The organism is Hymenobacter lutimineralis (assembly GCF_008271285.1).
Taxonomy (GTDB): Bacteria; Bacteroidota; Bacteroidia; order Cytophagales; family Hymenobacteraceae; genus Hymenobacter; species Hymenobacter lutimineralis.
In genome coordinates this window covers 76717-98382 of sequence record NZ_VTHL01000015.1, presented here as the reverse complement: position 1 = coordinate 98382, position 21666 = coordinate 76717, and the positions used below count along the sequence as shown (strand labels likewise).

Sequence of the window (21666 nt, the reverse complement as noted above, 5' to 3'; positions counted from 1 at the left end):
GCCATTCATTTAGCAGGATGAAGTAGTAATTTAATTAGATTTGGCCAGCAAAATTTCTGTGCGTCCGAATCCTATGAAGCACTTTTATATTTATTGTGGCCTGGCTGCCTGCACTATAAGCACCACCGTAGCCCAAACCGGCGGCGTACGCATCGGCTCAGCCGGCGCTCCTGATCCCAAAGCGGTACTCGACCTCTCCGCCACCGACAAGGGTCTGCTGATTCCGCGGATGGACTCTGTAACGCGCGTGGGCATCGGTAGCCCGCCCGACGGCCTGATGGTGTTTCAAACCAATGGCCGTCGGGGCTTCTGGTACGCTATGAGTGGTACCTGGCTCTTTATCCCCGACAAGGCCCGATCGGGCGACAACCTCGGCAACCACGTGGCCACGCAAACCCTGGACCTGAACAACAAACGCCTGCAGGGCATTGCAACCGCTGCTCTCGGCGACTCGACTTCCCAGGTGGAAATCCGCTCCTTAGTACCCAGCAAAAGCGTGGCCCTGATGACCCGCAGCATCTACGGCCGCAACTACACCCGCACCATGCTCTCAGGCTATGGTGTGGGGCCATACGGCCTGGATATCGACTACGCCGTGTGGGGCAACGCCTACCGCTCCGAAGGTTGGGGTGGCATCTTCACGGCGGGCCGCCCCGGGCAGCCCCTGCGCTGGGTGGGCCTGGCTGGTCACCCTGGCTACGTCAACGCCAACTCGGCCATCCGCATCGTCGACGGTACGCAGGGCGTGGGCAAGGTGCTCACCTCCGACGGGGTAGGCAACGGCAAGTGGATGCCGATAACGGCGGCGGGAGGTAACTTCAACCTGGGTACTTACAAACTAGTGGGCAACGGCGGAAGTCAAGGCCTCACCATCAGCAACTCTGGCCAAGTGGAGCTAGGGGGCATGGCCACGCCCTCACTGCTGCTGCACTCCAATACCAACTACAGTGTGAATGGAGCCACATTACGCTTCCGCGAAAATGATGTCAACTACGGCTGGAACCTGCGTCATAATAACGGGGGTAACGAGGGCGGCAGCACCGCAGACCGCCTGATTCTGGACCGCCTGAACGGTGCCGGGGCCGTGGCTGTTATGACTTGGGACCAAGGCACGGGCAATGTAGGGGTCGGCACCACCGCCCCAGCGTATAGGCTCGACGTGAACGGCACCATCCGCGGCAGCAACGTGTCGGCTTCCGATGTACGCTTTAAGAAGGATGTGCGCCCCCTTAGTGGCGCCCTGGCCGCCGTGCGTTCTTTGCGCGGGGTGCGTTACCAGTGGAATGCCCTGGGCGTGCAGCATGGCGGGCAAGCCGGGGCCGAGCAAGTGGGGGTGTTGGCTCAGGAAATCGAGAAAATATATCCTGAGTTGGTAAGCACTGATGCTCAGGGCTACAAAGCCGTGAACTACGCCCAACTCACGCCCGTGCTGCTCGAAGCCATCAAAGAGCTGGATGCCAAACTACTCATCCAAACCCAGCGTGCCGAACAGGCCCAGGCCGCCCAGCAAGCCGACCACGCAATGCTGCAAACGCTGCAGCAACAACTAGCCCAGCTAAAGGACTCCCTGGCTCCGGCTGTGCAAGCCCAGCGGTAGCTCGGGTTATTCCAATATCCGCAGACTCTCGGCCGAAATCAGGGGAGAGGCCTGGTAGCGCCCTTCGCGCGGGCCGTTTTCCAGGTTGAGCACGCCGCGGGGGCAGGCCGTGCTGCACAGGCCGCAGCCCACGCACGCGGCCCGGATGATGGGCTCCCCACGCTGGGCGTACTGCTTCACGTCGATGCCCATCTCGCACACGTTGGAGCAGTTGCCGCAGCTGATGCACTGCCCTCCGTTGGTGCTGATGCGGAAGCGGGAAAAGTGCTTCTGCAGCAGCCCCAGGTACGCCGCCATGGGGCACCCGAAGCGGCACCACACCCGCGCGCCCATCAGCGGGTAGGCGCCCACCCCGATAACCCCGGAGAAGATAGACCCGATAAAGAAGCCGTATACCTTGCTCAGCCCTTCGAGCGGGCTCACGCCATCAACCAGGGGCAAGCCCGAGCTGTGGGACGAAGTAAACCAGCCCGGCAGCACGCCCGCCGCGCCCAGCCACAGCAGCGCCGTAACCAGCACGATAAAGCCCAGGATGGGATAGATGAGACGTACTTCCCAGCGCCAGGCTGTGCGGCTTTTGTCGGAGAGGTGGCGGTACTGGTCGCCGGCGGTTTCGGCCAGGGCCCCGCAGCCGCACACCCAGGAGCAGTACCAGCGCTTGCCGAAGAAGTACGTCAGCACCGGCGTGGCTACCAACGACATCACCGCGCCCCAGAACACCATGAACACGCCCAGGGCCCGGCCGTCGCGCACGAGGTAGTCCACAGTGCCGGGAAAGAGGTAGTCGTACTTGAGGGGCCAGAAGTAGCTGAAGTAGAACTCCGGCTTTTGTAGGGCCAGCAGCAGCCCCGGCAGCAGCCAGGAAAAGCCCAGCTGAAAAAACATAACTGACCCCGTGCGAATACGCTGGTAGGGAGAGTGGCGGTACTTATACAAAGCCCGCGCCCCCATCAGCAGCACCGCAAGCGTATAGAACGTGCCGTAGAGAAACCACTGGTCGGCGGGCCGGTGGCGCAGGGTTTGGCTGAGGCCGTCGAGGGGACGGATGAGGTTTTCCAGGTACTGCGGCCACCAGTACAGTACCACGTAAAAGCCCGTGAGGACGATGCCCGTTATCCAGGCCACGGCGCCCCGGGCCGTGCTGGAGCGGGCCCACAGAAAGTTGTGGCGCACCCCGGCCGGACCCTGGCCAAATTTCCACCAGCTCCAGCCCAGCGTACCCGTACTCAGCAGGGCTATGCCCAGCCAGAAAGCCGGCCCGCGCAGGCCCGCCGGGGCTGCCGCCGTTACCAGCAAAGCCAGCAGGCCCAGGGCAACCAAAGCCAGCCAGCCCCGCTCGGCCGGGGCAGTAGCCGGGGTAGGGTGGGCCAGGGGTTGGGCAGGGAAGGAGGAAATTGTAGTCATACAACGGTGTAGTTCAAAACGTCATGCTGAGCGGAGTCGATGCATCGCTACCGCTTTGTCCTCATGTCATGAATCAGTCAGCAGCGAAGATGCTTCGGCTGCGCTCAGCATAACGGCTTATTGGTGTAGCCATTCAGTCAACTAGCCAGTGCTAGTGATGATGGTGGCCGGTAGGGGGCTTGCTGAAGAAATTGCTGAGGGTGCCCACCACAAACAGGCCCGCCCAGCACACGTACAGCCAGTGGAAGCCAGCGGGCTGCGGATGGCTGATCAGGGAAAGAATAAGCTGGGCCCCCAGGCTCATCACTATGCCCACCAAGGCAATGTATTGCCAGGCATTAAAGGAAGCCGGGTGGTAGAGCTTACGGAAATCGGGTTTATCGTTCATGTGGAAGGCTAGGCGGAAAAAAGGCGGGTCAGCAGGCCCTTGCGACGACGTAAAACCAAGGGCGGTAGCGTCGGGTTTTGTCGGTTGAAGGCAGCCAGGACCGCCTCCTCGTGCTGGGGGAAGAACTCCGGGTCGAAGTTAGCTTCTCCCAAGTGCTCCAGGGCGTGGCGCACCGATATCCCCTGGCGCAGCCACCCGTCGCAGACCGCGTGGCGCAGCCGCAAACCCAGAGCGTTTAAACCAAGAAGGGTGAGGTTGTCGTCGAGGCGGTAGTGCAGGCGCAGGCCGCAGTGGCCGCGGTCGGGCTGCCACCAGAAGCTGGCCTGGCCTTCTACGGAGCGGGGCGGAACCACGCCGTAGGTCTGGTATTCGAGGTCGAAGAATTTGGCCGAGTTAAACCACGGGCCCCGGCGGTAGGGCGTAGGGTGCCCGCAGATGGTGTGGGCCACGGTTTCGCCCTGCATGCGGCCCGTGTACCAGAGGGGCTCAATAGCCGCCTCCCCGGGCGGGGGCAGGCGGCGCTGGGCGCAGTCGCCGGCGGCGTAGATGCCCGGCACGGAGGTTTGCAGCAACTCATCTACTAGCACGCCCCGGTCGGTGTCGAGGCCGGCACTCTGCGCCAGGCTTAGGTTGGGCTGTACTCCGGTGGCAATGCCCACCCACTGGGCGGGTAGCTCCTGGCCCGTGGAGGTGCGCACGGCCCGCACCCGGCCGCCCTCGTCGCCCAGGAGCTCGGCCAACTCAGTACGGTACTGCACCTGCACGCCATGTCGGCGGAACTCCGCATCAACCAAGGCAGCTTCTTCCGGGGGCAGCACGGAGCCCCAGTAGTGGGCGTCGCGCACGAGCACGGTGACCGGAATGCGGTGGGCGTGCAGCATCTCGGCCAGCTCTACCCCGATGAGGCCACCGCCCACCACCACCGCCTGCTGCACGCCGGGGGTAGTGGCCGCCATCAGCTCTACATCAGCTTTCGAAACCAGGCCCTGCACCCCGCTTAGCTGCTGCCCGGGCCAGTCGGCGTAGCGTGTGGTGGCACCGGTAGCCAGGAGCAAGGCATCGTAGGCCAGGGGCGGGCCGGCGGCCAGGTGCACTAGGCGCTTTTCCGCGTCAATGGCCGTGGCGTGGTCGTGCACCAGCTCCAGGCGGTTTTCCGGCCAGTACCAGTCGGCGTAGGGCTTCACCTCTTCCCAGCGCATGTGGCCCATGTAGAGGTACATGAGGGCCGGCCGGGAGAAGTGGTGCGGGCTTTCCGAAGAAACCAGCGTGATGCGGGCCTCGGGCTGCAGGCGGCGCACGGTTTGGGCGCAGCTCACGCCCGCAATGCCATTGCCGATGATAACCAGGTGCATAAAAAAGCGGGAAAGACAGCCAGCGGAATGCTGGCAAAGATGAGCAGAAAACCGGGCCCACCTGCCATACGCACGCGCCGGCCCCGGCGGATGTAGACGGGGGCGTTTCCTTGGAACTATGCCGCGCCCCGCGCGTAGGAGGAAGCATCACCCTTCAACCAGCGAAATACTATGGCAACGCCCACCAACCAGAACGAAAACGTGCCCGCCTCCGAAAATAAAGCCGCCCACAACGAGCAGCTCGAAAAGGAGCGGGAGTACAAGGAAGACCAAAGCAACGAAAAGCAGTCCAGCGACCCTTCGGCCCAGCGCAACATAGGAGCCAATGGCTACGACCAGCGCAATAACCAGAAAGACCAGCTCGAAAACCTGCACATCAACGGCGACGATACCACGCCCTACGGCGCCAATGACCACGGCTCGGCCCCCGTGAGCGAACAGCAGCAGGGACCCGGCTTCGACAAAGAGGGCAGCTACGAGATGGGCAGCCCCATTCGCACCCGCGACCAGGAGTTTGGGGAAGCAGCTCCCTCGGGCCCGGCCAAGCCCGCACACGACTAGGCACCCACCCGGCAAAACGCACCGGTGTATGCCCCACCAGCCCCGCTCAGCCCCTGAGCGGGGTTTTTTGTATTTCAGGGTGAAGCACAACCCACGCATCCACCCCAAAAGGAGCCTCCGGCCGTGAAGAGTAGGATAATAGGTTGAAGAAAGAAAAAAGCAGATTGAAAAAAAATTAGGATTATCACCCTCCGACAAAATATATTTAGCAACTCAAGTCCGGCTGCTCGGGCACCTCGCCCCCAACCTGACTACTTCGTTCCGAATTCTAACCTTTTTGTAATCCACCCCATAACCTCTTGCTACTGCGTATGAGCCAGAACCCTTACGAAAACGATAACGCTGCCTGGGAAGAAGAAGAGCGCGCCCTTTCCGCCGGCAACACGCGCCTTGGCCTTATTGTGGGCGCGGTGCTGCTGCTGGCTGGGCTGGGCATTGCCTTTGCCCCCGGCACCACCAAGAAAGCCGATGGTACTTCGACGTCTTTTGCCGGGGCAGTGCTGCTCGATGGGGAGGCCAGCGTGACTGGGACCTCGGAGAAGCCTGCGGCGGCTGAGGCTACCACGGAAGAGGCTGCTGCGGCCGATGCTGCAACGACCACCGTGAAGACAACGACCACAACCAAAACGGCGGCTCCCGCCACTGCTGGTAGTGCCACCGTAGCTGCCGCGCCGGCGGCCGATGCCGCCCCCGCGGCGGCTCCCGTAGAAGAAGCCCCGGTGGTGGCCGCTGCACCCGCCCCGGCGCCTGCCGTGGAGGAAGCTCCCCAAACCACCAACCTCAAGGGCCGTGTGTTGGATGAGGATGGGCAGCCCCTGGCCGGCGCCACGGTGTTCCTGAACGGCTCGAAGAAAATTGCCAGCACCGACGCCAACGGCAACTACACCATTGAGGTACCCGTGGGCGAAAACACCCTAACCTACGGCTACGGCGGCTACCAGGACCAGGTAACCCGGGCCCGCACGGGCCAGGCTGTCAACGTAACCCTGCTGCCCAAGGACGGGGCGAAGCGCCGCCGCCGCTAGAGCAGTCTTGACCCTCTGTCTGAAACGCAGAAAAGAAGCCAGATAACCCCAAACGTAAAAAGGCCCCGGCTTACCGCCGGGGCCTTTTTTTGTGCAGCCTGTATAGCACACCGCTGGAGCAGCCCTAGGCAGCCGGCGTATTGCCCAGGCGGCTGCGGAAGATGTAGTACACCGGCACGCCCAGGGCGACCAGCAGCAGACCGTAGCGGGAGTACTCGGCCGTGTCGGGAGCCAGGAGCAGGATGATGCAGAAGGCCGAGGCCAGGGCCACGTAGAGGCCCGGCACCAGGGGGTAGCCCCAGGCGCGGTAGGGGCGCGGGGCCTCGGGCCGGGTGCGGCGCAGCACGAAAATGCCGATGATGGTGATGACGTAGAACAGAATCACCGAGAACATGACGTAGTTGAGCAGCTGCCCGTAGGAGCCGCTTAGGCACAGCAGGGACGCCCACAGGCACTGCACCCAGAGGGCGCGGGCCGGCACACCGGCCGCATTCAGGCGGGCCAGGCCGGAGAAGAACAGCCCGTCTTTGGCCATGGCAAAGTAGGCGCGGGCCCCGCTCAGGATAATGCCGTTGTTGGCCCCGAAGGTGCTGAGCATGATGAGCACGGCCATAACGATGGCACCCACCGGCCCCAGCACGTGCTCGGCTACGGCGGTGGCTACCCGGTCGTCGGTGGCGTACTGGATGCCGCGGCCAGCCAGGGTAGTAGCCTCCGGCGAGCCAACCAGGGGCAAAGCCAGCAGGTAGACCACGTTCACCAGAATGTAGAGGGCCGTGACGATGGCGGTGCCGGTGGCCATGCTGCGCACCAGCGTCCGCTCGGGGTTCACGATTTCCTCGCCCGCGAAGCCGATGTTGTTCCAGGAGTCGGAGGAGAACAGGGAGCCGGTCATGGCCATGCCGATGGCTACCACGAGGCCGGACAGGTTTAGGGGCAGGGGCGAGGCCGTGACGCCGGGCGCGGGGTAGCGGGTGGCCGTCCACATATCGGCAAAGTTGGCCTGCACGGCTTCGGCGTTGAGGCCCAGCACCAGGCCGCCGATGATGAGCAAAGCCAAGGCCACCAGCTTGGTGGAGCCCAGCACGTTCTGAATAAGCTTGCCGGTGCGCACGCCCTGAGCATTGAGGGCCGTGATGCCCACAATGAGGATGATGGCCAGCAGCTGTACGCTGCTGAAGTCAAACGGCCCGAGGCGGAACAGCACGTTCTTCACCGAAAACCAGGGCACCAGCACCCCCGTGAACTTGGCGAAGGCCACGGCCACGGCGGCAATTACGCCGGTCTGAATCACGAGAAACAGCGTCCAGCCGTAGAGGAAGGCGGTGAGGCGGCCAAAGGCTTCGCGCAGGTACACGTACTGGCCGCCGACCTTCGGAAACATGGAGGCCAACTCCCCGTAGCTCACGGCCCCGGCCATGGTGATGACGCCCGTGAGCAGCCATACCACCAAGAGCCAGCCGCTGCTGCCTACCTGGCGGGCAATGTCGGCCGACACAATAAAAATACCGGAGCCAATCATGCTCCCGGTCACAATCATGATGGCGTCAAAGAGGGTGATGGCGCGCTGAAAGTGGCCTTGCTGTTCTTCGGGCATAGAGGGGGGAAGGTGAAGTTTGGGCGGAAGATAGGAATTGACGGGGGGATATAGCGAAGCCCGACAGGAAGGCAGCCCACTAAGCTCCCGCAGGCCGACAACACAGCATCCGGGGCGGGCACGACCCAACTACAGACCAGCGGGCGTAGCGCGCCCTGTTGGCCTACCGCTCAGCTATGGGGAATGGGGGGGCAGGCGGGCACTACTGTACCTGCACGCGGCTGGTGTAGCGGCGGCCCAGGGCATCGGTGGCGCGCAGGGTATAGAGGCCGGGCTTGAGGCCCATCACCGCTACCTGTCCGGTTGCGCTGATGGGCGCTTGGTATGCTAGGCGGCCAAGAGCATCAACGAAACGGACGGAGGTGCCGGTAGGCAAACCCGGCAGGTGTACTACGTGGTAGGCGGGGTTGGGATAGGCGCTGAGTTGCGTGGTCTGGCTCGGGTGCACGGCCAGTGCCGTACCTCCGAGCTGGGCCAGAAACGTGGTTCGGGCGCCGGTGCTGAGCGACAGTGTCCCGAAGGCGCTGGTGCCTTCAAAAGACCCCAGGACGTGCAGGATACCGTTGGCGTCGAACCCAAGCTGGCGGGCGTTGTCGAAGCCGGTGCCGCCGGCCTGCTGGGTCCAGCGCACCTGTCCCTGGGGGGTGTAGGCCGCCACTAGCGCGTCGCGGCTGCCCGCACTGGTAACAGTGCTGGTGCCTAGGTGGGCAGTTTCGGCGAAGTTGCCGGAAAGGTACGGGTAGCCGGCCTCGTCCAGTGCGAGGCCACTCCAGCCATCGGAGCCGGGGCCACCGGAGGTGCTTACCCACTGCAGGCTGCCCTCGGGCGAGTAGCGGAGCAGAAACCCATCGAAGTTACCCGCGCTGGTGACGGTTTTACCATCGAAGTTGGCTTCACCGGTAAAGCCCCCCGCCAGGTAGAGGTTGCCAGCCGCATCTACCAGCCCTTCCCCGTTGTAGTCGGCGGCGGGGCCACCCAGCTGCCTGGCCCACTGCGGTGTGCCGGCCGCATCGTATTTCACCAGGAGGATGTCGTTTTCGCCCCGGGTAGTGAAGGTGGTGCTACCCACCACAGCGGGCTGGGTGAAAACCGTGAGCAGATACATTTCTCCCGTAGGAGCCACCGTGACGCGGGGAGCAGCGTAGGTAGCGGAGGTAGTGCCGGCAGCTGGGACATAGAACACGCTGGGCGTGAGCGACTGTAACTCTCCGGTAGCGGCGTCGAAGCGGGCCAGGTAGGTGCCAAAGGAGCCAGGGGTACCCATCGGCCCGGGATAGGTGATGTTGGTGGAGCCGATGCTGAGGCTGCTGCTGTAAATGCCCGAGACGACTACGTGCCCCTGGTCATCCAGGTCTAGGTCGTTGCCCCCATTGGTGCGGGTACTGGGGACGCTCTGCCGGGTCCAGGTGGGGGTGCCGTCGGGGGTGTACCGGACCACGAAAGACTTGCCCGTGGTGCTGGCCCCATCCTCCAGGGTGAGGCCGTTGCCAAGCGAGATAGTACCCGAAAAGTTGCCCGTGATGTAGGGATTTCCGGCCGCATCGAGGGCTAAGGCCACGGCCAGGTCGTTGCCGGGGGAGCCCAGTTGCCGTACCCAGGCCACGGTACCATCGGGGGCGTATTTGGCCAGGTAGCCATCCACGTTACCCAGGCTGGTGAGCGTGGTAGTGCCTATGGTGGTCGTATTGGTAAAGCCGCCCACCTCGTAGGTGTTGCCAGCGGCATCTACTCCTATCATGGTGGCATACTGCGAGCCTGTTCCCATGTTATAGGCGGCTTGCCAGGTGGGGGCTGTTTGGGCCCAGGCTCCGGAGCTACAGCCCAGCACCGTGAGCAGGAGGGCCGAGCCGCGAAGAAAAGCGGAAGTAGAAAGGGGCATAAAAACGAAGGAGATGGGAATAACAGCGTTGTGGGCAGCCGCACGCAAGTTGAAAGGAAGTGTGGGCGCTATACGAGCAGGTAAATTACTACTCTGCTATCAGCCCATGAAATTAGCGGTTGCGGCCGGGCCGCAGTACCCGGGCTACCTCACAACGGCAACGACGCGGATACCCAACACGGGCAACGAGTTACCGGCGAGGCCGGCCACACGGCCCGGGTACCAGCGGGGCCCGGTACCGACCGTAAAAAACATATAGCGAATGTATAATACTAGCAAGCGGGAGGGCGTTAGGCAGGCATTATTCACCTTTCACTTATTTACGTTTATGGCACGCGTTAAGAACAACATTATCACCCAGGGCCTGAGCGGCACCATCGGCGGCACGCTGGTATTCCGGCAGGTGGGCGACCGAACCATTGTATCGGCGGCCCCGCGCGAAACGGACAAGGCGCCCACGGCCAAGCAGCTGGCCCAGCGGGAGCAGTTTCAGCAGGCGGCCCTCTATGCCAAGGCGCAACTGGCAGACCCCGCCAGCAAGGCCGCGTATGAGGCTGCCCGCGACGAAGATGGTAGTACTGCCTACACCATCGCCGTAGCCGACTTTATGCAGGCTCCCGACATTCACGAAATCGACCTGACGTACTATACCGGCAAAATAGGCGACACGCTGCGGGTGCGGGTGACGGATGATTTCCGGGTGCAGGCCGTGACGGTGCGCATCGAGAACAGTGACGGGACGCTGGTGGAGGAAGGTGCCGCCGTGCCGGACGCCAACGGCCTGGACTGGACCTTCACCGCTAAGAAAGCCAACGCTTCCCTGGCGGGCGACAAAATAACCATCTGGGCCACGGATAAGCCCGGCAACCTGAGCACTACTACCCGCACCTTGTAGTTGTTGCTTCCCGGTGGAGTACAACTTGTAGCTCCAGCTCGGATTAGGTAAAGTGGCCAGTTTGACCGAAGGCACACCGAACCCACTCCGAATCTTCTCCAAACCCTGCACTACGGAAAAATACAAATAGCCGCCCCGGATTACGGGGCGGCTGTTTTGGGCTGAAAAAGCTTATTGAACCTGCACGCGACTGGTATACCGGCGGCCCTGCGCATCGGTAGCCTGCAGGGTGTAGAGGCCAGGCGTGAGGCCCACAACGGATACCTGTTTTTGTGCGGTCAGAGAAGTTGCGCGCACTACGCGGCCGAGGGCATCATGCAGTTGGATGCGGCTGCCGGCAGGAAGGATAGAGAGGGTCAGCCAGTTAGTAGCAGGGTTGGGGTACAGCGTGAAAGAGTTAGCTGCGGCCGATGCAGTGGCCGTAGAGACTGCTGCGTGAAAGAAACTACTGGACTCGCCTGTGCCCACCCTAGTGCGCACACTGATGGGGCCCGATATAACTCCCTCAGGCACTTTAGCCAAGAGTTGAGTTGATGATTGTACGCGCAGTGCCGCCGCCGGAACTCCGTTGAAGTATACCTCCCTGACCCCCACAAAGCCAGAGCCATTGAGGGTAACTTCCTGCCCAGGAGCACCACTGTTAGGAGCCAAGCTGGCAACAGCCGGTACTGCTTGGTTATCGTCAAGCCAAGCTAAAAAGATGTTGGGTAAGCCACCACCTGCTAAAGTGGTAGTGCCAAAAGCAGCTTGGCCCCAATAATTGCCTAATAAGCAAATGCCCCCATCAGGCATAAGAACTGCGCGGTATACTTCTTCATCGGCCTCACCACCGGTGCTTTTGGCGCCCAGCCATTGCCCGGCTGAACTGAGCCTGGCTACGTAGAGGTCTTCCGTGGTTTCAGAGCCAGAATTCTTCAACGTGGTTGACCCTATCTGCATAGTTGGGCCAAAAAAACCTCCTGCCACTACCAAGTCCCCATTCGGGGTAAGCACGATACCGCTGGCAAAGTCATGCGCGTCACTACCACTCTGCGTTGCCCAGCGCCAAGTACCATCTTCCTTTAAGGCTGCAACATAGGTGTCGATAGTATTCTCCTGACCTTTATTGTCCAACGTAGTAGTGCCAAACATAGATACCCGACTAGATAAGCTACCTGTGATATAGACCTGACCACTGCGCTCAACGGTTATGCCCAGTATACTTTCATGGTCGATACCGCCTGCACTGGCTGCCCACGACCAACTGCCCATAGGCGTACGCTTTGCCACAAAGACGTCATTAGTGTTCGGGGCAGCGTTAGTCAGCAAGGTGCTACCAATCTGAAAGCTGGCGCCCTGAAACGTGCCACCTATGTAGGCATTACCAGCGGCGTCTAAATCCATGAAATGAATGGATTCGATAGCAGGAGAACCTATGCTCTGAGCCTTAAGCCACTGACCATTGTTAGCATCGAGTTGAGCCACGTAAATATCGGTGCTGCCACCAACAGCAGAAGCATTGGTAAGGATAGAGGAGCCAAAAGTAGCTTGAGTACTGCTAAATCCACCTGCTACCAGCAAGCTGCCTGTTTCCTCCACTACCAAGGCCGACGCATAGGCTTCGCCATTGTTGCCCCCTTGTGTGGCCCACAGCCAATTGCCGTTCGTATCGAGCTTGGCTACGAAGACGTTAGCCCGTTGATTGGAGGAAGCTGGTAGGATGATGGTGCCAAAGACAGCTTCATTGCCATAGGATCCCGCAACGTATACATTCCCTTGCGCATCAACGTCTACGGCAGTGACAGAGGGACGGGAAGAACCTCCAACCTGTTTAGCCCAGAGGTAATTACCCCGAGCATCAAACTTGGCTACAAACATGTTTGTCTGATTTCTATAGCTTATTAACTCCAGGTCGCCAAAGTATAGACTACCGCCAAAGCTCCCGACCACATAGATATTGCCATCCGTATCGACGGCCAATCTTCCTCCCCAGCTTTCCCCCCGATTTCGTGTGTGCCCAGCGGACACAGCGTGGCCAAACTCGACTGTTTGAGCGTGCCCTGCGTAGGGTGTGAGAATAGTTATGCCTAATAAAATCAGAAAGCCAAGCTGATTGACGATAGCAGGGATTGTAAAAAGACGCATAGGCGCTTGATTAAATTAAATAATGAGCAAGGAGACAACGGTTGTTCAAGTATACCGGAAGATCATAGTATTTCTGACAACTCTCCAACTTTGGCTCTTGTTAGCGCAGAGTTAACTCATAGGGCAGAATATCAGGCTGAAGCAATATTAGTAAACTCAAGAGGATGAAGGCCCCGCGTACGTGCCGAACAGCCAGTCCCAGAGGGAGGTGTAGAAGCCGAAGTTGTGGGTGTCGTGCTGGTGGTGCTGGAAATGGAAGCCGGAGGAGCCCAGGTGCCTGAGCAGGGGGTGGCGCGCCCAGGAAGCCGGAAACGGCTCGACGCCGCAGTGGCCCAGCACCCCAAACAGCACGTTCACGGTGAGGTAGGCCACAATGGCGGCAAAGCTGGCCGGGTACACGTACATCAGCAGCAGCCACAGCCCGCCGAAGCCTACCGTTTCGATGGGGTGGAGCACAAACAGGTCAATAGGCTGGGGGGCGGTGTAGTGGTGGTGCAGGCCGTGCACCCAGCGGTAGAGCACGGTGTGGTGAATGAGGTAGTGGAACACATACATGAGCAGGTCCATGCCCAGGAACAGCACGAGGAAATCGAGCAGCACCCGGTAAGAAACGCCGGTTCGGATCTGGATAAGCCCCTGCTGCCAGAGCCAGCAGCCCGCGTAGGTAATGCCGGTGTTAAGGAGCAGGGTGCAGGCAGCCAGCCCGATTTCCGGGCGCGTCACCGGCTGGTAGAGCGGCCCCAACGCCCGGGTCCGGCCAAACAGCCATTGGAGCAGGTACCCGAAGCCCACGGCCAGCAACAAGACCAGCAGGTTTTCGACCAGGAACAGGGGCAGGGCCACCTGCCAGGGCAGTTCTTTCAGGAAATCGAGCAGGGCCATTGGGGGAGCGGGCAATAGGTGGCCCAGCGGCGCAAGATACCCGTTTTGGCAGCTTGGGGCTGAGGGCAACGGCGCTATTATTAGCCAGCGGTAGAGATGCTTCGACAAGCTCAGCATGACGGTCTGTTTTTACGGCACTCATCCTGCGAGTATGCGCGGCATTGGCTTAGCGCACGGACTGCTTGTTGCTGCTGTACCTGTGCGCTACGCCAGGTCGATGAAGAAGGTGGTGCCTTCGCCCTCCGTACTTTCCAGCCAGATTTTGCCCTCGTGCAGCTCCACAATCTGCTTGGTGATGAACAGGCCCAGTCCGGTGGTGGTGTCGCCGTAGAGGCCGGAGCGGGACGCCGTGCTGAACTTGTCGAACACCTTCGCTTGCAGCTCCTGCGGAATGCCCAGGCCCGTGTCCTTCACCACCAGCCGGATGTTCCCTTCGTGCTGCTGCAGGCGCACGCAGATGCTGCCGCCGGGTGGCGTAAAATTCATGGCGTTGGTGAGCAGGTTGTCGAGGATGCGGCCAAACTTATCGGCGTGGATGTTGGCCATCAGCGGGACTTGGGGCAGGTCCAGCTCCAGGGTAATGCCTTTGTCCTGCGCCACTACCCGAAAAACCAGGAGCCGCTCGGTGAGAAAAGCGCCCAGGTTGGTTTGGTGGGTTTCCAGCTTGGTAGCTTCCAGCTGCCCCAGGTAGAGCACGTCTTTCAGCAGTACCTCGGCCTCCGTGCAGGCCTGCTCAATCAAGCTCAAAAGCTTGTGTACGTTGTGTTGGGCGTCGGCTGGCTGCAGCAGCTGCAGGGCTTCTTCGCGCCTGAGCAAGTCAATCAGCAGCTGGATGTTGCTGATGGGGCTTTTCAGGTCGTGGGCGGCAAGGTGCAGGATGGTTTCCTGGGCATCGTAGAGGCGCTGGTGCGCTATAGCCAATTTCTTGCGCTCGGAAATATCCTCCAGGGTGGTGTAGCCCAGCTCGCCGCCGTCGTCGGGGAACAGCACGGACGTGACCTGGCACCAGAAAGAGGTGCCATCCTGCCGCACCAGGCAGGTTTCCAGCACAAAGTAGGGCTCCTTGTGGGCCCACAGGCTTGTCTGGAGCTTTTCCCAGTCGACTCGGTGGTCGGGGTGGGCAAAGTCGAGAATGCGCTTACCCACCAGCTCCTGGGCCCGCGCAAAGCCCAGCATATCGGCCAGGGCCTGGTTGGCCTGGAGAATGTTCAGGTCGGGGTCGATGATTTTCTGGCCCAGGGGCGTGTTCTCGAACACGGTACGAAAGCGCACCTGGCTTTGCTCGTAGGCCGCGTTGGGCGCCGCCCGCAGGCGTTCATTCTCGGCCCGCAGGCGCTGAAGTTCGGCCTCAAGGGCAGGGGCGGCGGGCGGGCGGGAAGTAGAGTCGGGCATACAAGTCGGGGGAAGCAATAATCAACCCGCAACCTGCTGGTGGCTACTACAAGCGAGGCAGTAAGGTACCGCTTTCTGACAGGAAGTGCGGGCCGCCTGAAAAGTAGCTTGTTCGGCCGTGCAATCGGGGGCCTGCTTGGGCCGGCTAGGGGCAGACCAGAGCTGCCGCAGTCAGGCAAGGGCAGCTTGGCAGAGTAGGCGGGCAAAATAAAGCCGGTGGCCGCCCGGCCGCGGTTTCTACCTTTGGGTCTTACCCGTTACCCATACTACTACCGTCAATGATTATTTACGGAACCAATGGCTCCCACGTGCGCACCGTGGCGGCGCCGGCGCTGGCCTGCCCGGCCTGCGCCAACCCCGGGCAACTGAGCCTGAGCGTGTTCAGCCGTTACGCCCACATCTACTGGGTGCCGCTAGTGCCCTATGCCAAACCCGCCGTGGCGCAGTGCCTGCACTGCAAGGGGGCCTGGACCCTGAAAGAGCTGCCTCCCGAGGCCACCAACATCCGGGAGGACCTCCAAACGCTCAAGAAGCAGACCATGGCCCCTTGGTGGCACTGGTCGGGGCTGGTAGTGCTGCTGTTGCTGGCTGCCTGGGGGCTGTGGGCGAGTGGGCGCGACCAAAAGGAAAATGCGGCTTACCTGGCTGCCCCGCAGGTGGGCGACATCTACACCGTGCGCGAAAACGACTCGGCCGGCGAGTACAGCCTGTTGAAAGTGGTGCGCACCCAGGGCAACACGGTGGAGCTGGTGGCCAACGAATACGCCATCGACAACGCGCACCCGCTGGATAAGCTCAACGACCCGGCCAAGTACAGCAAGGAGTCGTTTTCGCTTTCGCAGCTGGACTTGCGGGTGATGCAGCAGAAGGGCTAGCTTACGGACGTAGACCGGCCGGAAAAATAAGCCCGGAGGCCAGGAAAAATGCCGGCAGTCGAAACAAAGCAGCCGGCCGCTGGTCTGCATGGTTGAGTTTCTTACGCGACCTGCTATGCTACACCTCACGGCTGCCGACATCCACGCGGCGGAGCGAATCTACCGTCTCAATCTGGTCAACAGTCTGCCTGGGTTTAAGCCCGCCAACCTGGTAGGCACGGCGGCCCCCGATGGCGTCACCAACCTGGCCATCTTCAGCTCGGCCCTGCATCTGGGCTCCGACCCACCTTTGCTGGGGCTGGTTACGCGGCCGGCTACGGTGCCCCGGCATACCTATCAGAACCTGCTCAGCAGCGGCTGCTATACCCTCAACCACGTGCCCCTTGCCCGGGCCGCGGCCGCGCACTATACCTCCGCCAACTTCGGTCCCGAGGTATCGGAGTTTGCGGCCTGCGGGTTCACCCCGGTGTACCGCGACGGGTTTGCCGCACCCTACGTGGCCGAGAGTCCGGTGAGCATCGGGCTGCGCCTGCAGCAGCAGGTGCCCCTCTCCAACGGCACGGTGCTGCTGGTGGGGGCGGTAGAGCACGTGTACCTGCACGAAGAAGGCCTGCGCCCCGATGGTACCCTGGACCTGGAAGCCCTGGGCACTACCTGCATTTCGGGCCTCGACGGCTACCACGCCGTGCAGCCCCCGGTGCGCTTCGACTACGCCCGCGTGGGGCAGCCACCCGTGGGTCGCTAGCCTACGCCCGGGCGGCCGGGGGGCGGGAAAGAAGTTGGGACAGGCTGCGGTGATTTTTCAGGTTCTCCTGTACCTTCGCCGCGCTAAAAACCAGCACTTGTCATGAACAAAGCCGTGTGCGCAGTGGGCCTCCTGGGGGCAATGGTAGGAAAAGCCACCCTCAGCCGCGCCCAGACGCCGGGCACCTGGGGCAGCTGGTTTATCGGCACGGTGCAGCTGCCCGGCACGCCCGAGAAAAAGTGGGGCGGCTTCGGCGAGGTGCAGGTGCGCACCAATGGCCTGTTCTCGCAGTACTTCTACCACGAGCTGAAGGGCGGCGTCAGCTACGACCTCGATAAGAACTTCACCGTGATGCTGGCGGGGGGGCGCTACGCCACCTACAAGCCAAAGGAAGTGGGCGAGGGGCCGCTGAACACCGAGGCGCGCCTCTGGCTGCAGATTACCCTGAACCAGTACATGGCGCGGCTGCGGGTAGAGCACCGCTACCGCCTGGAGCAGCGCTGGTTTAACTACAGCGGCGACAGTACCGGTACCCGCAACCGCCTGCGCTACCGCCTCAACACGTTTCTGCCCCTCAACAAAAGCGCCATCGGCCCCGGTACGGTCTTCCTGTCGGTGTACGATGAAATCTTCCTTAACCCGAAGGGGCCGGTGTTTGAGCGCAACCGGGTGTACGCCGGGGCCGGCTACCAGTTCAACAAGCACCTCACGGCCCAGGCCGGCTGGGTAAACCAGGCCAACTACAACCTGCCAGCCTACAAGCAAGGGCATTTTGTTCCGCAGGTTACCTCGGCCAAGCACAACGTGGTGCTGGCCCTGACGTACCGCCTGGCCCACCGCGCCGCCACCGCCGTGCCTGAGCACCTGCCCTCCCAGCAGGACTAAGCCCGGGCGCAGGCTCCTGGCCGGCGGGCAGCGAATAGGTCGTTACCTTTGCCGCTTCCGATTTTCCTCCCGCCCCGTGCTGCATGTCGAATAAGCTACTGGTGTTTCTGGCGGGGCTGCTGCTGCTTACCGCGCTCGGCTCCTACGTGTACTACCGCCGCACCGTGGCGCAGGTACCCGTAGATGCCTGGTCCCTGGTGCCGGACGACGCCGTGCTGGTGCTGGCCACCCGCGACCATCCCACCCTGGTGCGTCACCTGCGGGAAACCCAGCTCTGGGACAACCTGGCCGCGCTGCCTTACTTCCAGCAAGTGGAAGAAAACGCCCAGCTGCTCGACTCCCTGACCAACAGCCGCCACAACCTGCTGCGCTTCCTGGGCCGCAAAACGGTGCTGGCTTCCGTGCACATCACCGGGCCGGGCTCCTTCGATTTGCTGTACCAGGTGCCGTTGAACACGGTGCGCGAATACCGGCAGGTGCGCGCCGCCGCCGAAGCCTTGGCCCGCCATCCGCGCTTTCGCGTCAGCAGCCGCACCTACCAGGGCCACGTGCTCACGGCGGTGCAGGAGCGCGGCAACGGCAGCGGCGTTACGTACTTCAACTACCGCAACCATCTTATCATCAGCAGCAACCCGGGCCTGATTGAGAAGGTCATTGCCCGCATTGGCCACCCCGGCCAAGCCTCCGTAGCGGCCGACTTCCGCAACATCGACTACCTGCAGCTGCGGGAGGTAGATGCTACCCTGCTGGTGAACTACCGCCAGCTGCCGCCCTTTCTGGATGTGTTTTTTCGGCCCGAGCTCCGGCCCAGCGCGCAGGTGCTCACCGGTCTGGGCCGCAACGGCCTGCTGGAAGTGCAGCTGGCGGGCAACAAGCTGCTGATGAACGGCTTCACCAACCCCGAAACCGCCCGCGACGCCCTGCACCAGCGCGTGCACGGGCAAGCCGCGCAGCGCTTGGGCATGGCCGAGGTAGTGTCCCTGCGCACGGCCGTGCTCATGCACCTGGGAGTAGAGCAGCCGGGCAGCCTGCGTACTGGCCGCCCGCTGGCCGCGCCCGATTCGGCTACGGCCAGCGCCCTGGACAGCCTCGGGCGCCAGTTTACCCAAGAGGCGGCCCTGTGCTACCTGGCGGCTCCTTCGCCGCGGCAGGCCCCGGCCCGGCTGGTGCTGGTGCGCTGCCAGAACCCCACCCGGGTAGCAACGCTGCTGGGGCAGCTGCGGCGCGCCCTTGGGGCCAGCCCGGCTTTCGAGCGGGTAGGCCCCTACCAGATTCATAGCCTGGGCTTGCCTGAAGTGCCTGCCCGCCTGCTCGGGCCCATGTTCGGGGGATTTCCGGCGGCGGGGGCCGTAGCGCAGGTAGGCCATTACGTGGCCTTCGCCGATGACCCTGCCGCCCTCCGGCCCTGGCTGCAGGATGTGGCGGCGGGCAACGTCTGGACCCGCTCGCCCACCCAAGTGGCTTTTTTGCAGGAAACCCAGCCCCTGGCCCGCTTCAGCCTGTTCTTGGACACGCAGAATAGCTGGAACGTGCTGCTGCGCGGGTTGCGGGAAGAGCGGCGGGCGGGGCTACTGCGCAACGAAACCCTGTTTAAGCGCTTTCCTCAGGTGACGCTGCAGCTGGTGCCCGCCGAAGTAGAAGAGGGCCCCGCCGGCCAGTATTTCACGCAGATCCTCCTGCGCCGCCCCGCTGCTACGGTGGCCACGCAAACCGGCTCCCTCACCCGCGAAACCAGTGGCCTGCGCTTTCCCACGCCCCTGACGAGCCCGCCTGTGCTGGTGAGCGTGGCCAACGCCCGTACGCCGGGCATTCTGGCCCAGGACAGCGCCCACGTGCTCCACTACATCACCCCGGAGGGCATTATTGCCTGGTCCGATACGCTCAATGGGCCTTTGGTAGGGCCGGTGCGGCGCCTGGCGCTGGGCGGCAGTCAGGGTTTCCTGGTGGCTACGCCTAGCCGGGTGTACCACTACGACGTGCAGGGACGGGCGGCCCCGCATTTTCCCCTGAACCTGCCCGACTCGGTGCAGGCTAGCTCCCTGGTTACTTCGGGGGCCGACGGCCGGCAGCCGGCCCGCCTGCTGGTGGGTGGGGGTGGGGGCAACTTCTTCCTGTTCGACACCAACGGCAACGCCCTGCCGGGCTGGCAGCCCAAGCGGCTGGACTTTGCCCCGGCCGCCCCGCCGCACTACCTCACTATTGGGGGCTCCGATGTGCTGGTGGTGCTCCTGGAGAATGGCTACATCTTCGCCTTCGACCGCGCGGGCGGTACTTATCCCGGCTTCCCCATCAGCGTGGGGGCCCGTCTGCACACGGCTGCCTTCGTGGAGGCTGGCCCCACATTGCAGCGCAGCCGCCTGACGGTGGTTACCCAGCAGGGGGAGCGGGTGCAGTTCAACCTGAGCGGGTACATCCTCAACCGGAACCGGCTGAGCACCTGGACGCGGGGTACCACCTTCCGCATCATTCCCGATCAGCTGCAGCGAAGCTACGTGGTGGCCCGGCAGGAACCCACCGGCCAGCTCACCATCTTCGACGCGGCGGGGCGGCGCCTGCTCACGCGCCACTTCCTCACGGCCGACGAAAAGCCGGTGCAGTTCTTCGACTACGGGTCTGGCCGCCGGCTCGTAGCCATTACCGACCCCGGGCCCCAGCAGGTGTACTTGTTTGATGCCAAGGGTCAGCTGCTCAACAACCAAACCTTCCCCAGCACCGTGGGCGGGGTGCAGGCCACCTACGATGTGGGGGCCAATGCCTGGCAGCTCTACCACGTGCAGGGCCGGCAGCTGAAGCGCGTGCTCGTGCCCAATGATGGCCGCCTGCCGTTAGCCGCGCCGCTGCGCTAGCTAAGCCAGCCTTTCCGGTAGAAGTACACCAGCTGCACTATCACCACCGCTAACAGCACGCCCAGCAGCACCGGGTAGCCCAGCGGGTGATAGAGCTCCGGCATGTTGAGGGGGTTGATGCCGCCGTGCGGGTTCTCGCGCTGGAAGTTCATGCCGTACAGGCCCACCACAAAGCTTAGAGGAATGAAAATGGAGCTGATGATGGTCAGCACTTTCATCACCTCGTTCATGCGGTTGCTTTGGTCCGACAGGTAGAGCTCCACCAGGCTGTTGACGGATTCCTTGTAGCTCTCGGCCAAGTCGAGGGTCTGGATGGCGTGGTCGTAGCAGTCCCGGAAAAAGGCCTTCATGTCCTCAGACACTACTTCGTCGGGCATGCGCAGGATTTCCGTGATTTTGTCGCGCTCCGGGTACACCAGCCGCCGAAAGCGCACAATATCTTTCTTGACTTGCAGGATGCGGCCCAGCAGGCGGCGGTCGGCGCGCTTGGAGCGGAAAATCAGTTCCTCCAGATGCTCGATGTAGTCGCCAATGGCGGCCATGGTGGGGAAGTAGTGGTCCAGCACCACGTCGGTGAGGGTATACGCCAGGTAGAGGGGCGGACGGCGCATGATCTGGCTGCGGCCCGAGCGGATACGGTGGCGCACGGCGTCGAGGCAGTCGTTGTAGTCGTCCTGAAACGAGAGTACGTAGTTGGGGCCGGTAAACAGGCTCAGCTGGTCGTCGTCCACTTCGAGCTGGGAGGTGAAGTCCGTCATGCGCGAAACCAGGAACAGGCGGCCGTTGCCGAACTCCTCCACCTTGGCGCGCTGGTAGTCGCCGAGCACGTCTTCCATCTGCAGGGCAGGCAGCTCGAAGTCGCGCATCAGGCGCTCCATCAGCCCCAGGTCGTTGTAGCCGCGAATGTCAATCCAGTGGCGCAGGTGGCTGTTCTGCCGGAAGAAGGCCAATAGCTCGTCGTAGCTGGCGTACTCGTGCTCGATGAACTCATCGGCGTCGTAGGAAATCATGAACAGGCGTGGGGCCAGCGCATCGGCCGAGACCGTGAGCGTGCCGGGGCGCTGGCCCACCACCTGCTCGCGGGCCTGCTGGGTGGCCTGACGGTCGGAGACGTGGCTGCGCTGGGTGGTTTCCGAGGGGTCGTCGGACTCAGCGGTGAGGGAGGAAGAAAGCTGCGGGTCCATGAAAGCAGGCGAAGGAAGGAGAAGAAAGCCGGGGC

General features: G+C 62.5%; 17 protein-coding genes. 8 read left to right on the top strand and 9 right to left on the bottom strand.

Going from position 1 to position 21666, the window contains the following annotated elements; genetic code table 11:
* Positions 1–73: 73 nt before the first annotated feature.
* On the top strand, positions 74–1597 hold the full coding sequence (locus FY528_RS14335; protein ID WP_149071720.1) for a tail fiber domain-containing protein: 1524 nt from the start codon (positions 74–76) through the stop codon (positions 1595–1597).
* 6 nt (positions 1598–1603) lie between these two features.
* Here FY528_RS14335 and FY528_RS14330 read toward each other — a convergent pair whose 3' ends face one another.
* The 3 genes from FY528_RS14330 to FY528_RS14320 form a co-directional block, all read right to left on the bottom strand.
* On the bottom strand, positions 1604–3001 hold the full coding sequence (locus FY528_RS14330) for a 4Fe-4S binding protein (protein ID WP_149071719.1): 1398 nt from the start codon (positions 2999–3001) through the stop codon (positions 1604–1606).
* A gap of 151 nt (positions 3002–3152) precedes the next feature.
* On the bottom strand, positions 3153–3389 hold the full coding sequence (locus FY528_RS14325) for a hypothetical protein (RefSeq protein WP_149071718.1): 237 nt from the start codon (positions 3387–3389) through the stop codon (positions 3153–3155).
* Between the two features lie 8 nt (positions 3390–3397).
* Positions 3398–4741, bottom strand: a complete 1344-nt coding sequence (locus FY528_RS14320) for an NAD(P)/FAD-dependent oxidoreductase (protein ID WP_149071717.1) — start codon at positions 4739–4741, stop codon at positions 3398–3400.
* A 171-nt stretch (positions 4742–4912) separates the two neighbouring features.
* On the opposite strand from FY528_RS14320, the gene FY528_RS14315 reads away from it, so the two are divergent.
* Entirely contained in the window at positions 4913–5302 is a 390-nt protein-coding gene (locus tag FY528_RS14315) for a hypothetical protein (RefSeq protein ID WP_262384005.1), read from the top strand.
* Between the two features lie 311 nt (positions 5303–5613).
* A complete protein-coding gene (locus FY528_RS14310; protein WP_149071716.1) occupies positions 5614–6327 on the top strand; it encodes a carboxypeptidase-like regulatory domain-containing protein in 714 nt (237 codons plus the stop codon).
* A 124-nt stretch (positions 6328–6451) separates the two neighbouring features.
* Here FY528_RS14310 and FY528_RS14305 read toward each other — a convergent pair whose 3' ends face one another.
* Both FY528_RS14305 and FY528_RS14300 read right to left on the bottom strand, forming a co-directional pair.
* On the bottom strand, positions 6452–7924 hold the full coding sequence (locus tag FY528_RS14305; protein ID WP_149071715.1) for an APC family permease: 1473 nt from the start codon (positions 7922–7924) through the stop codon (positions 6452–6454).
* A 202-nt stretch (positions 7925–8126) separates the two neighbouring features.
* The gene (locus FY528_RS14300) at positions 8127–9803 is read right to left on the bottom strand and encodes an SBBP repeat-containing protein (RefSeq protein ID WP_149071714.1); all 1677 of its coding nucleotides are present in this window, start codon (positions 9801–9803) and stop codon (positions 8127–8129) included.
* A 328-nt stretch (positions 9804–10131) separates the two neighbouring features.
* Between FY528_RS14300 and FY528_RS14295 the strand changes: the two genes are divergently transcribed.
* On the top strand, positions 10132–10698 hold the full coding sequence (locus FY528_RS14295; RefSeq protein WP_149071713.1) for a hypothetical protein: 567 nt from the start codon (positions 10132–10134) through the stop codon (positions 10696–10698).
* Positions 10699–10869: 171 nt separating this feature from the next.
* Here the strand turns inward: FY528_RS14295 and FY528_RS14290 are convergent, their stop codons facing one another.
* The 3 genes from FY528_RS14290 to FY528_RS14280 form a co-directional block, all read right to left on the bottom strand.
* Positions 10870–12822, bottom strand: a complete 1953-nt coding sequence (locus FY528_RS14290) for a T9SS type A sorting domain-containing protein (RefSeq protein WP_149071712.1) — start codon at positions 12820–12822, stop codon at positions 10870–10872.
* 156 nt (positions 12823–12978) lie between these two features.
* Positions 12979–13704, bottom strand: a complete 726-nt coding sequence (locus FY528_RS14285) for a sterol desaturase family protein (RefSeq protein WP_149071711.1) — start codon at positions 13702–13704, stop codon at positions 12979–12981.
* 204 nt (positions 13705–13908) lie between these two features.
* The gene (locus tag FY528_RS14280; RefSeq protein WP_149071710.1) at positions 13909–15096 is read right to left on the bottom strand and encodes a PAS domain-containing sensor histidine kinase; all 1188 of its coding nucleotides are present in this window, start codon (positions 15094–15096) and stop codon (positions 13909–13911) included.
* Positions 15097–15374: 278 nt separating this feature from the next.
* Between FY528_RS14280 and FY528_RS14275 the strand changes: the two genes are divergently transcribed.
* The 4 genes from FY528_RS14275 to FY528_RS14260 all read left to right on the top strand — a co-directional run bounded on the left by FY528_RS14275 (position 15375) and on the right by FY528_RS14260 (position 20447).
* The gene (locus tag FY528_RS14275; RefSeq protein ID WP_149071709.1) at positions 15375–15971 is read left to right on the top strand and encodes a hypothetical protein; all 597 of its coding nucleotides are present in this window, start codon (positions 15375–15377) and stop codon (positions 15969–15971) included.
* Positions 15972–16086: 115 nt separating this feature from the next.
* Entirely contained in the window at positions 16087–16716 is a 630-nt protein-coding gene (locus FY528_RS14270) for a flavin reductase family protein (RefSeq protein ID WP_149071708.1), read from the top strand.
* A gap of 102 nt (positions 16717–16818) precedes the next feature.
* Positions 16819–17601 carry a DUF2490 domain-containing protein gene (locus FY528_RS14265; RefSeq protein WP_149071707.1) on the top strand — a complete coding sequence of 261 codons (783 nt, stop codon included), beginning with the start codon at positions 16819–16821 and terminating at the stop codon, positions 17599–17601.
* Positions 17602–17684: 83 nt separating this feature from the next.
* Positions 17685–20447 (top strand): hypothetical protein, encoded by a 2763-nt coding sequence (locus FY528_RS14260; protein WP_149071706.1) that lies wholly within the window; start codon positions 17685–17687, stop codon positions 20445–20447.
* Here FY528_RS14260 and corA read toward each other — a convergent pair.
* Positions 20444–21631, bottom strand: coding sequence for a magnesium/cobalt transporter CorA (gene corA / locus FY528_RS14255; protein WP_149071705.1), 1188 nt, complete (start codon positions 21629–21631; stop codon positions 20444–20446). The two genes, FY528_RS14260 and corA, sit on opposite strands and share 4 nt — an antisense overlap.
* Positions 21632–21666 lie beyond the last annotated feature (35 nt).